Genomic DNA, 16278 nt, shown 5'->3' with positions numbered 1-16278 from the left:
TTGGCCGGTATCCAATCACACATAACTTAGCGCTAGTTTTTGATTCAATTATGACTGATAGACCGCAAGATTCATCCTCTCCTGCATCTGCATCCTCCACAAATGCTGTGGATGCCGAAAAGTTAATTCGATCGCTCCGCCGAAAAGAAGGCACTTGGGTAGAGTGGGGACAGGCCTGCACTGCACTGCTAAAAGCTGGCTACAACACTCAAAGGATTTTTGAAGAAACTGGTTTTGAGCCAATTCAGCAAAATCAAGTAAGCGTCGCAGCCCAAGTCTACACCAGCATGGTAAATGCTGGGGCTTCAGAGGAAGTTCGATCGCACTTCTTGAAAAAAGGTAGCGATATCTTATACGAGTTTCGGATTCTCTCTCAAGTAGAGCGGGCCGGGGCCGCTGCTTTGATGCTAACCCACAATTTGGATGTTGACGATGCTCGCCAAGTTGCTAAAGCGATCAAGGAGTTTTCGCACTTCGGGAGTCTCCCCCAAGGGTTCACAGACACTCCCGGCGATGCTATGGCTTACCAATGCTGGCAATTGGCGAGACAGAAAAGCGATTTGCAAGAGCGATCGCGCTTAATTGCTCGCGGTTTAAAATTAGCTAGCAGCCAAACCGCTAGGGCGCAAATCGAGCAGTTGCTCGTTGATTTTACCGTAGTTCCGAGACGGGAAGCGCCCCGCCTGCCCGTCTACCGACTCGATTCTGAGGAACAATTGCCCCGGATTGTCCCGGTTGTGGGCAAATTGCCGCTTTCTACGACAGATTTGCTGGCAGTGCCTTTGCCGGAGGAAATCGAGCCGTTCCGAATGGTAAAATTTTCAGGAGCTGGAGCTTGGGTGGCGATTCCCGGATGGCAGGTAATTTTGAACGCTGAAGATCCGGTGGCTGTTTTGGAAATGAGCGATAGATTGCCGGTACCGCTGCAAGGCAAAGTAGAAGAAGTTTTGATTATTGCCGATCGAGCTCAAAGACAGTGGGATGCTGACAGTTATTTCCTCGCCGATAACGGTGGCAATTTAGAATTGTACTGGTTTGAACAATCCCCGGATCTTCCTATTTTGGGGCGAGTTGTTCTGGTGATGCGGCCCAAAAAGATTGTGGATGAAGACTATACCAAAGATGGATGGCAAATTGATGATTAGTCAGTTGTCAGTTGTTAGTGGTTAGTGGTTAGTGGTTAGTTGTTGTCAGTTGTCAGTTGTTAGGTATCAGTTGTTAGTTGTTATCAGCCAACAGCCAACAGTCAACAGTCAACAGTCAACTGACTAATGACTACTGAGGCGGTTTCGGTTGTGGAGTTGTCGGATCAGAATGCTGTTTCTTAAATCGATTAAAGCCGTAAACCGCAGCCGCAATTAACAGAAAATAAGGACTGTAAGCCAACAGCCAAATACCCAAACCAAACAAACCGAGCGTCAATTCACCCACAGAATGAGTCGCTTTCCCCCAAGTTTCCTGCACCCGCAAACCTAGAGAAGGTTCGGGAGTTTGTTGAGCAGATACTGCTGCTTCTAGAGTTAAGCTAATAGTCGAATAGGCTACTTGATTTCGCAAACTTTTTAACTGAGCGTCAATGCGTTCGATCGACTCCCGAATATTGCTCAACTCTTGAGAAACTTTGAGCACGTCGCCGACAGAGCCCGATCGCTCCATAATTTTTAACACCATTTCCTCCGATTTGCGGAGGTTCCGCAGCCTAGCCTCGCTGTCAACTAATTGATCGGTAACATCCTCCGCCGTCAGAGAACGGTTCTCTACAGTTCCGAGTTTTGCCAAAGCGTCTAAAGTCGTTTCTAAACGTTCTTGAGGCACGCGAATCTCCACAGACGCCGTTTGGCGGACACTCGAATCCGGGGGCTTTTGATTTTGAAAACCCAAGATATCGCCTTGCTGTTTTTCGACAATATTAGTAACAGATTTAGTGCTGGCGTCAATAGATTTGACAACTACAGTGAGTTGGGCTTTTTTAATTAGTTGGGGACGGGTTGCTGGAGTTTCTGGTGCTTTTTTTGATGCACCAGGAGTGTTTGACCTTTGGGCTGCTGGCTCGGGTGCGGGTGCCGATTGTGGAGCCGATGCCGCAACTTGGTTTTCAGGGCTGCTGGATGAAGCGGCGCCGCCTGGAGCGCTGCTGGACGTTTGAGCTCCTCCGCAGCTAGGCAAAGCAATTGTTGAAGATAAAGTTAAAAATACCGCCACAGCAAAACGAGTTGTGCTGTTGTTGGCTGGGTTTGGGTTTGGCTTGGGCGGGGGGGAATTGATTTTGAGGTGAGTTTTCATTGGGGTGACTCCTCTAAAAAAGGCTTGGGTATTGAATTTTATGCTGGTTTTAATTTAAGCTCGAATAGATAGTGTTAGTTTAGCCGATACCGAAATTGAAACGGTAGAGGTTGCAGATTTTTTTATTTTTAACCGCAGATGAACGCAGATAAACGCGGATGTAATAATGACTGATGAATTTGATTCGGATTTTATGCGATCGACAACGAATATCGATCGCCCTGGCAACATTTCCTCTGGGTTAGACTCTGCGGCAGTTTTGCGAGAACAAGCTTGCCTTAAAATTCGGGAAAGCTTGCGTGCGGGCCAGCAGGACATGGCGGATTGGCAAGGCGGCCCTCTTGCTGTTTCGGCGGTTCCAGGGGCCGGGAAGTCTACGGGAATGGCTGCTGCGTCGGCAATTGCGATCGCCCGCAACGGGCTTCACAGCCGCCGCCAGTTAATTGTCGTGACATTTACGCGATCGGCTGCTGCTAATATTAAAGCTAAAATTCGGGAAAGATTGGCAGAATTGTCTTTATCGCAAGGCGGTTTTGCGGTGCATACTTTGCACGGTTTAGCTTTGAATATTGCGATGCGCCATCCTGATTTGTCGGGTTTAAATTTAGAAAATTCAACATTAGTTACTCCTACTCAAAGTCACCGATTAATTCGCACCTGTGTAGAACTTTGGATTGCCGAAAATCCCCGCAGATATCAAGTTTTGTTGGAAGGACAGCAATTCGACGGAGAGGAAACAGAGAGGCTGCGGCGACAATCGGTTTTGCGGACGGAAATTTTGCCGCAGGTAGCTAAAACTGTGATTCACGAGGCGAAATCTTCTGGTTTATTTCCCGAACAGTTGTTAGAAATGAACGCTCTTGATACTGGGGACGGTTATGAGATTTTAGCAGTAGCTGGGGGTTTATATCAAAAATATCAGGCTTTGTTGAGGAGTCGGGAATTCATCGATTACGACGAGATGATTTTAGCCGCTTTGCGGGTGTTGGAAAATCCGAGGGCGAGGGCGATCGAGCAAAAGCAAGTATTTGCTGTTTTCGAGGACGAAGCGCAGGATTCTACACCTTTGCAGACTCGGCTTTTGGAAACATTGGCGATCGATCCCGATCATCCTACTTTTCCTCCGAATTTTATCAGAGTTGGCGACCCAAATCAAGCGATTAATTCTACTTTCACTCCCGCAGACCCGATTTATTTTAACCAATTTTGCGATCGGTGCGAAGTAGAGAATAAGTTAGCGACAATGGACGGCGCAGGCCGCAGCACCCAAGTAATTATCGATGCCGCTAACTTTATGTTGCAATGGGTAAATAGCTCGAAATTAGCGGGAACTGAACAGCCTTTTCGCGACCAAACTATTAAGCCAGTACCCAGCCATGACCCGCAGCAGAATGCCAATCCGGCTCCCATTGGTCGCGGCTTAGAATTGCATACTCCCCGCGATATTTACCATACAATTGAGTTAATTGGCAAGCGGGTAATTGAGTTGGTAGAAGAATTTTTACCTACCGATTTTGAATTGGGCAGGGATGGCAAAGATATCGATTCAGGCGGGGAAGCGAGGGAGGGGGAAAATAGCGCCAAATTGCCGTTAGAAAATCTGAAATCGATGGCTATTTTGGTGCGGGAAAACAAACAAGGTAAGTTTATCAAAGAAGTGCTAGAAAATCCTCAAAAACACGGATTAAGCTTTGATTTGCGGAAATACGGGATTAAAATTGAGGATGTGGGAGAGCGGGACAGACATTCTCAAGTACCTTGGGAAATCTTAACACTGCTGCAATTCCTCGATCGCCCCCACTCTCCAGACTACCTGAAAGCAGCCTTAAAGATTTTGAGCGATCGGCAACTGATTCCCAAACAAGACTACAATGCTTTTGCGACTAGCCCCGAGCAATTCCTTTACCCAGGCCCCCTAGACCCGCAGCAGTCAGACCCTGTTCGCAAATGCCGCTATTTTTGCTGCGGTTTGCTGCAAGCTAGCTTAGAACTGCCACCCTACCAAATCATTTCATTCTTAGCCTTAGCGCTGCAATACGACCAAACAGAATTAGCCACCGCCGACAAATTAGCAGAACGGGTAGCAATCCAAACAGCCGGCAACAATTCAATGCGAAATATTTTGGGCGTACTAAGCGAAATTGTCAGTTCCGAAAGATTTGAACCTGTGGATGCAGACGACAAAATAGAAGAACGTTATACCAGCAAAGGTCAACTAACAATTATTACCATGCACAAAGCTAAAGGATTGGATTGGGATTGCGTATTTTTGCCGTTTCTGCACGAACAAACCATCCCCGGAAATTTGCGTGTTTTGCCGCAAGCCCGATTTTTAGGAGATTTCACTTTAGCAGAGGTAGCGAGAGCACAAATTCGAGCAAGTTTGCACGAAAAATATCCTTTACCAAATTTAGGCGAAGCCTGGGAACAAGCAGGTTATTTGAAAACAGCAGAAGAGTTTCGACTGCTGTATGTGGCCATGACCAGAGCAAAAAGCTTGCTGTGGATGGCGGCGGAGAAAAAAGGGCCTTTTACTTGGAACAAACCAGAGAATCTACAGGAGCAAAAACCTTGTCCGGTAATGCCTGTTTTGAAGCAGAGATTTCCGAGTAATGCGATATAAAAAAAGTAAGAAGTAATCAGTAATAAGTAGCTTGTTTCCGGCTCTACTCATGGGTGACCACTTAACCTGAAGTTCCCCGATTTGTTGCTCCGATTACTCAACAATAAATATTGGCTGCCTCTATCTGTAATTCCTACTGCTCAACTATCCTTCGTTTCCCGATGGCGCTTAGCTCAAAATGGTGTTTCTGCCTGTAGGTATAACCTTTCTCCCAACTGCGGATGCTCAAACGAAAGTTCCCGTGCGTGCAAGTGTAGCCGGTTTGCAGCAGCCCGACATCCATAAAGCCGATCGCCCAAAATCGGTATCCCCAACCCTCGAACATCCGCTGCATGAACCCTCAATTGATGAGTGCGTCCAGTCAGTGGCAAAAACTCGACGCGATCGCAATTTCCCTCCCTCGCCATTACCTGAAAGCGAGTAACACTGGGTTTTCCGCACTCCCAATTGACTTGCTGGTAAGGGCGATTTTCTGGATCGCCCCAAAGTGGGAGTTCGATCGTCCCCGCATCAATTTTTACAGTACCCGAAAGCACCGCTTCATAAACTTTGTGAACCTGCTTTTTGGCAAATTGCTGCCTGAGTTGACTGCTAGTTTCTTTGTCCCGCGCCAATAGCAAAATCCCAGATGTTTCCCCATCTAAACGATGCACGACTGTTAAATTAAAACTATCCGGTAACAAGTTACGTAAACGACTGAAAACACTATCTTGATTTTCCAGATAACGACCTGGAACTGACAGCAAGCCAGATGGTTTATTGACCGCAATCAACCATTTGTCTTCATAGATAATCGGTAGCATTTGCGTAACGGGCAAGATGCCCGTTCCACAAGAAAAATTATTGCTTGTGCGGTGGGCTTCTAGCGCGCCCGTAAAACGCTCATCCATATTAGGAACAATCGGATTTTGAGCCAATCCTGACAACAAAAAACCCATCAACGGCTGACACCGATCGCCACAAGCACCATAAAATTCTCCCTGTATCTTATCGCCCGATGGTGGCCCCCACCAAAACTCAGCCATTGCCAGCGGTTTCAGATTGTGTACTGCCGCGTAGTGGAGCAATTTTGGCGCGCAACAGTCGCCGGTGCCAGTGGGAATAGAATTAGTTGGCATCAATGAGGATAGCGAGATCGATTTCCCCAAAAAATTCATCAGAGTGTAAGCCGCGTGCATTTGCGTCTGAAGTTCGCGGGAAAGTTCTTTCCGGCGCTGTTTCAGCGCCCGCATCCGTTGATCCGCAGCTTCAATTAATTGTTTTAGCGACTGCAATGTTTCATCCCGCTGTCGTTTCAATTGTCTGCGTTCAATTTTCTCCAAACGGCTTTCTTGATTCAGTTGTTCCAGGGCAATTTCTAGTGTTTCTGCTGCGAGAGTTTGACACAGTAACTGGCGTTTTTCGTCTCGCTGCAGCTTGCAGTTGCGATGCCGATCGCTCAAAACTTGCAATTGCACTTCAAACTCCCGAAATAAGGCTTCATACTCTTGTCGCTGCGGGAGTTGATTGAGTGCAATAAGTTCCTGTTTCATCGCCTCCAATTGAGTTAACGTGCGGGCTTCCTCAAAAGCAACTCGATCTCGTCCTGGAATCGGTGGCACCCAGCCATCAACAATGCTGCAACCGTTCAGCAGCCCGGAAAATGCTTTGAGTATCCCCTGTTCCCCCGAAGGCATCTCCACCAGTAATATGCCGTACATCTTGCCCTCGCGATCGTAGGAATCCTCAGCCGCCAGGTACTGCATCAAACCCCGCGCGAGATCCTCGGACATTCGAGTGCGCGGCAGTCTCAGCAGCTCGCCGCTTTGAGGACAACGGCCTTCGTACCAATAATTCGGGCGCGAATCGATCGATTCCCAATGACAGTCAGTGAAATCTAAAAGCGTGTGCAACTCTAGCATCTTAAATTTGGTTTTAAACCTGAATTAGGGCATATGTGCTTGTGTCCTCGATGCGTTCGGTCAATCGAAAATCGAAAATCGAAAATCGACTGACCGTATCTTACAGGGGTGTACCGAAAGTGGGAACGGGGCATAATTTTATACCTACTCGAATTAAGTAAAAAGGATTTGTCGCACCAAGCCTGATATGCTAAATTTGTTTCCAAACAGCAGCGAGATTAAGAAAAGCATAAGTTAATATATAAGACCGCAAGCTTGTTATCCCACTAAATTTTTATGTGAAAGGCGTATGCCAGACCTCTCGACTTCGGCTACAGAAAACTCCTCAAACCCCCAACCAGCTCTGCTGCCGCCGATTTTAAGAATTTTTGCAGCATTTCCAGATTACGATCGGGGCAATAGATTGTACGCCGCAGGAAGGTACGAAGCGGCAGTCATTTGCTACGGAAAAGCGGTTCAAATTAAGCCGGACTGGGCCCGGGCGTGGCTGAATCTGGGCAAAGCTTACAAGCAACTGCACTCCTACGCAGAAACCGTAGCCTGCGCCGATCGAGCTACAGCAATTAATCCCGAAGAATACTGGGCTTGGATGCTGCGCGGGACAGGGCTGTTAAGTTTGCAAAATCACTCAGAAGCGATCGGGGCTTTCGACACCGCAATTCAAATCAATTCAGAAAAGCACGAAGCTTGGTATCAGCGGGGCCGAGTTTTAGAGGAATTGCAGCAGTGGGATGCAGCCGCAACCTGTTACAAAAAAGCAACCCAACTTCATCCGAATTTGCCCGCCATGTGGTATAGGCAAGGCAACGTGTTGGTTCAAGCGGAGCGCTACCCTGAAGCCGTGGCCGCTTTCGAGCGCGCGCTGAAACTCGTCCCGACTAATTGGGAAGCTTGGCTGAACCGAGGTTTGGCTTTGATGAAAGCCGAACGCTACGCTGAAGCTGTAACTTCATACGATCGCGCCATTCAACTGCAACCGCAAAATAGTCTGGCTTGGTTCAATCGGGGCATTGCTTCAGCAAAATTGCACAAATATGCAGAAGCGGTGACAGCTTACGATCGCGTACTGCAAATGCAGCCCAACGACTGCGAAGCTTGGTTTTATAAAGGAATGGCCCTCAAACACCAGCGGGCAGACGCGGCAATTGCTTGTTTCGATCGGGCAATTCAAATTAATTCTTTTTATCCCGAAGCATGGATCGGGCGCGGTCAAACACTGTCAGAATCGAGAGATTTTGAAGGGGCGATCGCAGCTTTTGACCAAGCCGTTCAAATTAATCCGAATTTTCCCGAAGCTTGGCTGGGTAGAGGCATCGCCCTGGCAGGATTGGAACGCTACAAAGAGGCAATTATCGCTTACAGTAATGCCCTACAAATTGAAGGTAATTTTCTAGAAGCTTGGAACTTGCGAGGCGAAGCTTTGGAAAAATTGCAGCAATACGAAGAAGCGATCGCCTGTTTTGATAAAGTAATCTCTCTGACTTCAGAAGCAGAAATTACATCAAAAGTAGGGTTGCAGCAAGGCGCAGCGCTGGAAAAATTGCAGCGTTACGAAGAAGCCGTCGCAGCTTACAACCGCGTACTAAAAATCGTGCCAGACAATTTTGAAGCTTGGTTGAACCGCGGCAACGCTTTGTCAAAATTGCAGCAGTACGAACAAGCTCTAGCATCATACGATCGAGCAATTACTGTCTGGCCGGACAACTATCAAGGCTGGGTAAAGCGAGGTCTGATCCTAGGGGAAATGCAGAATTATTCCCAAGCACTCGTCGCTTTTGACCAAGTGATTCAACTCAAGCCAGACAACTGGGAAGCTTGGGCGCAGCGGGGCGACGTTTTGCAAAAATTGCAGCGAACTCAAGATGCTATTAGTTCTTACGGAGTCGCCCTCGAAATCAAACCCGATTACTACGAAGCTCTAGTCAGTCGAGAAGAATTGAGACTCAAGGGCGCGATGTCAGGAAAGTGGTAAGGGGAAATGGACAAATAGTTTTGAGTTTTGAAATTGCTTTGTTCCTCGTAATAGCTGGTAAAAGTATAGTCATCTATTACATGACATGGGAGGCGTGAAGACCCTCCCCTTTCACTTTTACTTCGAGCGGATTAACCCGCCTCGGCTGAACTACGCAGCTCTCTATCCCATTGCTTAAGGCTTTTGGGAGTGCTTTTCTCATGATATTGTAAGAGCCATTAACATCAGCATTAATTAACAAACCCTCTGCCGTTTTGTACAAACCTCTGTGGATACGTTTGCCAGTAAATTTCACCATCGAAGCATCACTCTCGCCGTAAACAGGAATCGGATCTAAGGAAAGAAAATTAGAGAGAGAAGTATAGGACTCTTCCTGTATTACCACTTTAATCCCAGCCAAAAGAGCTTTGTATTCCAACATCTGAATTAATCGAGCGTGCGGAATGCTGACAAAGTTCTGATTGTTCTGCTTGCCTAAGTTAATCGAGTTTTTCCACTGCACATTTTTACCAATTACTAACGTCCCAATCTGGCGCTCGCTCAAAAAATTGATAATCAGCTTGCTGGAGGCGTGTAAGTAGTTATCTACTTTTTGATTGCGGCACCGAGTGAGGCGCTGAATTCTTAATGAGGTTTTGAGATTGCCTTTCAAGAGGGATTGTAATTGGGATTTACGCTTGTTGTAGAACTGATTGATCGATTTTAGCGGTCGCCCGTTAATCAGTAAGGGGATAAATCCCGGTTGATTTGATGTTAGCGCCACTAAGTTATTCAGTCCGAGATCGATACTGGCTACCGATGTAGAGTTCTCTTGGTTGATGGTGGACTCCGGTTCATTGTAAATTACCTCGATTACGAAACAATCGCATTTGGGAACTACTCTTACTTGACACACTCGATCGGGCTTGACACTTGTTTTAATCGATATTTCTGTCCCTGAAAGTTTGATAATTCCTTTTTTTAATTGCTTGCTGCTAATGGCTTGAACTGTATAAACCAGAATATTTCGCCCCTTAACTTTATCTTTGTACTTCGGTAATTTGGGGCGTCCAGTAAATTTTTTTGGTTCGTTTTTGTAAGCTTTGAGAGCCTCAAAAAAAGCTTGCCAGTTTTTGTCTAATATCATCAAGATTTGTTGGCTGACTTTGGCGGGTAGTGCCTGATATGCTGGATGGGATTTCATCAACGAAGCCATTTTATTGTAAGTGAGATATCCCCAGCCATAGAGTACGTTTTGGCGAATGACGTAGTTCGCAGCATTGTAGAGATTTTTGGATTTAAAAGCTAATTCATCAATCAAGGCAAAACGGTATTCTGTAGATTTAATGATGTGCCTTTCTGCTAGTTGCATTAAGAGTCAGGTAGTTTCATTTTGTCCTTCTTACCACATGATACTACTTTGGCCTACTACTGCTTACAGACTTAATGAAGTTTTACAATACCGCGCTGGGGTAAAGTTTGAACTCTTTAACTTAAAACTAAAAACTTTCCGTCTTCTCTCTCCCTCTGCGTTCTCTGCGCCCTCTGCGGTTCATAAGAAATCCAATTCCCACAACAATTAATATTCCTATATCCGGCAGAATATCAGCTCATAATTAATGATATTCTGTCCGTTAAAATAACCTTGATTAAGTTGAAACTCAACGTAAAAAAGCTTTGAGTTGTTAACACCAATATTCAATAAAATTAAAATTGGGTGAATAAGGTGATTGGTAAAGAACACTAGCGCCGACCGATTGAATCAATGGTTCAATCGAAGCAAGTTGGTGAGCTGGGACATTATCCATGAAAACAACTGCACGCCTTTTAATTTCCTTACCAATTTCTATTACAGTGTGGTGAAAATATCGTGTTTTGAAAAAAATCCACCCATTCAGGCATGAAAGAAACTCACCCAGCCTGCTTAACCTAGCTCCCTAGAAACAATCCAAAAGAGCCGGAGACAACCTCTCCTCTAGCCTTTGAGGGTTATCTAAAGAAATAATTTCGGCCTCATCTTAGATTTGCTTATGAATAATACAAAACGGCTTACCCTAGCCACGATGGGTTCATGGCGGTACTATCAAATTGGTTGGTAGTTTTATACAGTTCGTATTGCCCTTTGGCCGCCGCCTCGCGAGTGCGATTCAGCATTGCTGCAACTTGTGCTCGATCCATCGGCTTAAACGTGCGAGCGGCCTCAAACGCTTGATCGAGGAGTTGCATACTATCAATGCCAGTAATCACAACTGCAGTAGGCAGATTCATCGCATAGTGGAGACATTCGATCGGGCTTACTGTATTACTTCTAAGCACGTAAGGGTCGCCCATAGATTTCATCCCCAATACACCTATTTGGTTCTTCACCAGCAGCGGCAGAACTTGTTGCTCAAAACTTCTAAAATGAGCGTCCATCACGTTCAGCGGCATCTGTACCGCGTCAAAACGGAAATTGTTTTGAGCGGCAATTTCCATCACTCGCAGGTGAACCAAAGGGTCTTTGTGTCCTGTAAACCCGATGTAACGAATTTTGCCCGCCTTTTGCGCTTCCACTACGGCCTCCATAGCCCCGCCGGGAGCAAAAATGCGATCGGGGTCTTCCATCCGAATAAGTTCGTGATGCTGCATCAGATCAATGCGATCGGTCTGCAACGCCTTCAGTGACTCATCAATCTGCATCATCGCAGCGCCCTTGGTGCGGCCGTCAATTTTGGTCATCAGAAACACCTTTTGCCGGTAGCCATCCTTGAGCGCTGCACCCATCCAGCGGTGGCTGCGTCCGTTGTGATAGTCCCAGGAATTGTCCATGAAATTGATGCCGCGGTCGATCGCACTGCGGATCAGCTTGATACTTTCTTGCTCCTCTCGAATGCGTCCGATATGGTGTCCTCCTAAGCCAATGGCAGACACTCGCTCTCCGGTGCGTCCCAGCGTCCTGTAACTCATCTCGCCGCTTTGGGTTTGACCTTGGGCCACTGCACTTTCAGCGTCTAGTTGGGTCGGTTCATCTTGAGCTAACAAAGGTTTGAAAAACCCTTCGGAAGCTGCCAGCCCTGCTGCAACCAAACCCGAAGCAGAAGTTACTTTTAACAAATTGCGTCTGCTGATATTCATAAATGCCTCCTTCAAGAAACTACTAGGACTCACTCACCGCTTCGCTGCACTAAAGAGTTTTGAATTTAAAATGTCTCAAAATCCAGAGCGCAGTCGGGCTGCAACTTCCACAACTGCCTACTTGGCCTTATCAATAGTAATGATGAAATTTCTAGTTTTAAGAGTTCCTAGACCCGCCCGTGAAGGCTTTTAACTCAATAGCATCGTGACTGCAAAACAGGCGCACATCTTTACTATGCTGCACCGATAATGCGTGCAGCCGGCCTTGATTGAGCAACCGAGCCTTGCGATCGACCTCCATCATCCATTGGTAGGCGCGCAGACCGGGCGTGCAGCGTCGGTTAGCGGCATCCATCTCGTGTCGGTAGAAATAGGCATCGCCTGCGTGCAGGAGCCAGCCATCGGGTGTATCAATGGCAATGCCAGCATGACCGCGCGTGTGCCCCACCAACGGGATTAGCAAAATTTCCGGCGGCAACCCGTCGAGGTCGCGGACTGCTTCAAAACCGAACCAAGGTTCGCCACCCGCCGAATAGTATTTCCACCGTTTGACTTCATCCCACTGCCCCGGACGATAGCGCCTTTTTGTGATGAAACCGTGCCGATCCTGTGCGGCATCGATTTCAGCCTGCATGACGTGTACCGTTGCTTCAGGGAAATCCTCTAGACCACCGGCATGATCGAAATCGAGGTGGGTTAGCACAATATGGCGCACATCGCTTGGTGAAAATCCGAGCTGTTCAATTTGATGGATGGCCGTGTACTTGCGATCGAACTGGATGTTATTAAAATGCACGAAAAACGGGCTGAGCCGAGAGTAAGGCGACTGGATATCCCGCAATCCGAAGCCGGTATCGATCAGAACAAGTCCCTGATTCGTTTCAACGAGCAGACAGTGGCAGACGAGGTGAGCCGTCAAACCCCGACTGAAGCCATCGAAAAGCGCCCCACCAATGGGACACATACAGCCACAATTGAGATGATGAATTTGCATAAATGTGCTGTACTAAATTACTTAGGCGAGAACCATTTATTCCTCAGCTCCCATCCAAGGCCGATGCTGCATAATGGCATCGATGAACGCCTGAGAAAACTTCGCTAAATCGTCACTACTGGGAGAACTAAACACGCTTTTATCGGCTGCAATCTTGCCATTATCTGCGATGTTTACTTTCTTTAAATCTGCACATAAGAATAGTAAGACCGGCGCGAATTATTTGTTAGCAGAACCCGGTTCAGTAAGCTGGCGGTGCATTTCGGCATTGACGGTATCAGGCAAAACCTTGCTCGCGCTGGCCAGCATCTTTGTCTTGAGTGAACCGGCGATAATGTCGTCCTTACCCGCCATCAGCGCCTCGAAGCCCTGCTTGGCAACTTCGGCCGCGTCGTCTTTCTTGTCTGCGCCCGCCTTCGTGTCGTCCATTCCCGCGCGATGGAAGAAGTTGGTATCCGTGGGCCCTGGCATCAGCGCGGTAACGGTGACGCCTGTGTCCTTTAACTCGTTACGCAGCCCTTGTGAGAAAGAGTGTATAAATGCTTTAGATGCCGCGTACACTGCCTCGAACGGCCCCGGCATTAGGGCGGCAATGGAGGAAGTGAATAGAATCCGTCCCTGGCCGCGATCGACCATATCCTTAACTACCCGTTTAGCCAAATGCACAGACGAGACAACGTTGAGGTTAATCAGATTTAGTTCGTCCTTCAAGTCTGTCTCGCGGGCAAAGTCGCCCCCGACGCCGACACCGGCATTAATTGCGATCGCATCCACTGGCCGATTAGTCGCTTTTATCTGGTTGTAGAGCGTCTCAACACCGTCGTAGGTAGCGAGGTCTGCCTGCACTGTCTCGACTTTGGCACCGAATTCCTCAAAGGCTTGAGCCGCTTCATTGATGCTCGCTCCGGTGGCGGTGACTAGGAGATCGAATCCGTTTTGAGCGAACTGTTTGGCGAGTTCGTAGCCGATACCGTTAGAGGCACCCGTCACGACAGCCAAGGGCCGGGTCAACGAACTGTTTATAACCATTTAAAATCCTCTGTTACTGCTTCACGCTCGTTTGTCTAGACTTGCTTTTCTCTGTACCAGACAATCTTTGTGGACTGTGGGCTTTCAACTTTTACAATGCTAGGGAGGTAGGAGTGCGATCGCATCTTTCCCAGGACATAAGCTTTTAGGCATTTAAATACGGTATAATCGAAAACAAACTTCATGCAATTAGTGTAAAAATGACAGCCGAGAATCATCTTAGAGAAAGAGCAAATAGAGAAACTACATAAAGCCTTAAAAAATGAATAAAATGCAAATATTAGAGAAATAATTATACTTAGATAGCAATCGTTGCAGGAGTCGTAAAATTTTTACCCCACCCCAACCCTCCCCGCGAGATCGGGGAGCGAGTAAGAAATTCACAAATGATGCGAGGATTGCTATATATGTAGAAAATGCGCGTAGATATGGCTAATAACTCTTTTGATAATTATTTGGAAACCGTTATTCTCTGGCGCTAAATCGGGTGCGATGAGAGATGGGAGATGGAAGAGGGGAGATTGACTCGGAAGATTAATCTTGGGCTAAAAACATTTATCTCTGGTGGAACGGGCAGGAGGCTTGTCCAGGGATAACAGTGCGTGATGTTAGTTATAAGTGAATCTCAGGCACTGCTCTCAATCAGACCCAATCAACCTGGTAACAGCGACGACAAATCTCAGATATCAGGTCGATCGCGCAGCAAGAAACCAAGCGGATGACGCCAAGAGTGTAAGATGTCACTTATCACGAATACTTTCTGTTGGCGATTGCCCGACGGCACCGAAAATTGAAAATTATGACAGCCAATTGCTGATTCTGCTGGCTTCATGTTATAGTGGTTTTCCAAGAATTAAATTCGGTGGCGTAGTTTGTTGGTGTTTATTTACAAGCGTCTCTCCGAATCTAAATCTCTGCACCCTAATGATTCTGGAGATTTTATGTCGATTTACGTGGGTAATCTTTCATATGAGGTAACATCAGAGGACCTCAACGAAGTATTTGCCGAGTACGGTACTGTAAGCCGCGTCCAAGTGCCAATGGACCGGGAAACAGGCAGGATGCGGGGTTTTGCTTTTGTGGAAATGGCAAGCGAGGCAGAAGAAGCAGCAGCCATCGCAGCTCTAGACGGTGCTGAATGGATGGGCCGCGACTTGAAAGTCAACAAAGCCAAACCTCGCGAAAACAACAACAACAGACGCCCCTCGGGCGGCGGCGGTGGCTGGGGCGACAGCGATCGCTCTTCACGCGGACGCTACTAAGCTTTGAGACTGAAAATTTGAGTTGTGGTAGTTGAGCGCAGGTGCGAATGCTGCTTCTTTTTCGGGTTGTTCGATCGACCCATGAAATAAAACTCCCAAACCTCTAAATCAGTTTTGCCCCCTCCTTGGAGGGGGCTTTGTTTTTGGCGAAAAATCCCGCGAGGTACATCTACGGTGCAGTTCTTAGTCTAGTTCGTGATTCGATACCCTCTTAACTGCTGTTTTTAAGAGGCTGTCGGGATTTCCCGGTTCGACTCCTGTAAACTATCAAACTAGAATTAAGCAGCAAGAAAAGTTAGAATAACGGCAAAACTGAATATTGCCCAGAACAGCAAAACTATCTTTACCGAAGATTAGTCGAGAAAACCAGCCGAATATCAGCCAATATCTTGATTTTGCCTCAATAAAGATGTCCAAGGTCTACAGCACGGCGGAACTCATTAAAATCCTCGAAGAAGAGCGCCAAGCCTGCTTGCATGGGCGGCGACTCAACTTGACTCAAACTCCTGCTACAGGCAACCCCGTGATTGACCGCTTTCTCAAATCTGAGGGAGTTCAGAAGTTCACTGCTTATCAAAATTTTAAGGCTGCCGTGCACGAATACCAGCGGGAACATCAAGTTTCTGGGATTGTCTGGCGGGAAATCGCGGTTAAAGGCAATACTCTACGCTATCCGGCAGTGGATGACGAATTAATAGCTCTACCGGTTGATTTGATCACGCTGAAGGCAGCTAAGATTGGTATGTTGGAATTCTGGCAGCAGGTAACTGCCGGGATGGATTTGTATTTAAGTATTAACAGCGGGAAGGATTTTCGAGCGATCGAGCCGGTTGATGTAGAGGCTTTAGCCCAGCGCACAGAATGGGCCAGTCTCTCGAAGTGGGAAAAGTTGGATTTTCTAGAAATTTTGTTGCAGTTGGGCTGGGGGAAGCCGGAAGAAGCTTATTATAAGCGGGGATGGCCGACATCGGGCAGCGAGTACATTCACGCCGTAAAACCCGGACAGCGGCCGATTTGTTAATTGGGAATTGGGAATTGCTAACAGGATAAGCTGAATTCAGAACCATCGACAACACAGAAATTGAGGACACGGCGCCGTGCCGTGTCCTGAGTGTGGGTAA

The 16278-nt window shown here is 47.2% G+C and carries 13 protein-coding genes; 5 read left to right on the top strand and 8 right to left on the bottom strand.

The genetic code is table 11. The annotated features are described in order from the left end of the window. The first annotated feature begins 50 nt into the window (after nucleotides 1-50). Nucleotides 51-1145, top strand: coding sequence for a RuBisCO accumulation factor 1 (locus tag NDI35_RS02940; RefSeq protein WP_445311419.1), 1095 nt, complete (start codon nucleotides 51-53; stop codon nucleotides 1143-1145). Between the two features lie 130 nt (nucleotides 1146-1275). On the opposite strand, the gene NDI35_RS02935 is transcribed toward NDI35_RS02940, so the two are convergent. Next, nucleotides 1276-2283, bottom strand: a complete 1008-nt coding sequence (locus tag NDI35_RS02935; protein ID WP_445311418.1) for a DUF4349 domain-containing protein — start codon at nucleotides 2281-2283, stop codon at nucleotides 1276-1278. A 166-nt stretch (nucleotides 2284-2449) separates the two neighbouring features. Between NDI35_RS02935 and NDI35_RS02930 the strand changes: the two genes are divergently transcribed. Continuing rightward, the gene (locus NDI35_RS02930; RefSeq protein WP_445311417.1) at nucleotides 2450-4906 is read left to right on the top strand and encodes an ATP-dependent helicase; all 2457 of its coding nucleotides are present in this window, start codon (nucleotides 2450-2452) and stop codon (nucleotides 4904-4906) included. 173 nt (nucleotides 4907-5079) lie between these two features. On the opposite strand, the gene NDI35_RS02925 is transcribed toward NDI35_RS02930, so the two are convergent. Continuing rightward, entirely contained in the window at nucleotides 5080-6807 is a 1728-nt protein-coding gene (locus NDI35_RS02925; protein ID WP_445311416.1) for an RluA family pseudouridine synthase, read from the bottom strand. Nucleotides 6808-7096: 289 nt separating this feature from the next. Here NDI35_RS02925 and NDI35_RS02920 point away from each other — a divergent pair, with 289 nt between their 5' ends. Then, the gene (locus NDI35_RS02920) at nucleotides 7097-8779 is read left to right on the top strand and encodes a tetratricopeptide repeat protein (RefSeq protein ID WP_445311415.1); all 1683 of its coding nucleotides are present in this window, start codon (nucleotides 7097-7099) and stop codon (nucleotides 8777-8779) included. A 76-nt stretch (nucleotides 8780-8855) separates the two neighbouring features. On the opposite strand, the gene NDI35_RS02915 is transcribed toward NDI35_RS02920, so the two are convergent. The 6 genes from NDI35_RS02915 to NDI35_RS02890 all read right to left on the bottom strand — a co-directional run bounded on the left by NDI35_RS02915 (nucleotide 8856) and on the right by NDI35_RS02890 (nucleotide 14727). Beyond that, on the bottom strand, nucleotides 8856-10130 hold the full coding sequence (locus tag NDI35_RS02915) for an RNA-guided endonuclease InsQ/TnpB family protein (protein ID WP_445311414.1): 1275 nt from the start codon (nucleotides 10128-10130) through the stop codon (nucleotides 8856-8858). 313 nt (nucleotides 10131-10443) lie between these two features. Further along, a complete protein-coding gene (locus tag NDI35_RS02910) occupies nucleotides 10444-10608 on the bottom strand; it encodes a transposase (protein ID WP_445311449.1) in 165 nt (54 codons plus the stop codon). Between the two features lie 199 nt (nucleotides 10609-10807). Then, nucleotides 10808-11872, bottom strand: a complete 1065-nt coding sequence (locus tag NDI35_RS02905; RefSeq protein ID WP_445311413.1) for an aldo/keto reductase — start codon at nucleotides 11870-11872, stop codon at nucleotides 10808-10810. A gap of 157 nt (nucleotides 11873-12029) precedes the next feature. Continuing rightward, nucleotides 12030-12866 (bottom strand): MBL fold metallo-hydrolase, encoded by an 837-nt coding sequence (locus tag NDI35_RS02900; RefSeq protein ID WP_445311412.1) that lies wholly within the window; start codon nucleotides 12864-12866, stop codon nucleotides 12030-12032. A gap of 219 nt (nucleotides 12867-13085) precedes the next feature. After that, entirely contained in the window at nucleotides 13086-13895 is an 810-nt protein-coding gene (locus tag NDI35_RS02895; protein ID WP_445311411.1) for an SDR family NAD(P)-dependent oxidoreductase, read from the bottom strand. Nucleotides 13896-14574: 679 nt separating this feature from the next. Next, entirely contained in the window at nucleotides 14575-14727 is a 153-nt protein-coding gene (locus NDI35_RS02890; RefSeq protein ID WP_445311410.1) for a hypothetical protein, read from the bottom strand. Nucleotides 14728-14836: 109 nt separating this feature from the next. Between NDI35_RS02890 and rbp the strand changes: the two genes are divergently transcribed. Both rbp and NDI35_RS02880 read left to right on the top strand, forming a co-directional pair. Then, nucleotides 14837-15157, top strand: a complete 321-nt coding sequence (gene rbp / locus NDI35_RS02885) for an RNA-binding regulator (RefSeq protein ID WP_333109407.1) — start codon at nucleotides 14837-14839, stop codon at nucleotides 15155-15157. A gap of 409 nt (nucleotides 15158-15566) precedes the next feature. Further along, the gene (locus NDI35_RS02880; protein ID WP_445311409.1) at nucleotides 15567-16178 is read left to right on the top strand and encodes a hypothetical protein; all 612 of its coding nucleotides are present in this window, start codon (nucleotides 15567-15569) and stop codon (nucleotides 16176-16178) included. The last annotated feature ends 100 nt before the right edge of the window (nucleotides 16179-16278 follow it).

The sequence above is a fragment of the Microcoleus vaginatus FACHB-2002 genome, from assembly GCF_040004035.1.
GTDB lineage: Bacteria > Cyanobacteriota > Cyanobacteriia > Cyanobacteriales > Microcoleaceae > Microcoleus > Microcoleus vaginatus_C.
Note: the sequence above shows the minus strand (reverse complement) of the source record. Positions and strands in the feature narration are given on the sequence as shown.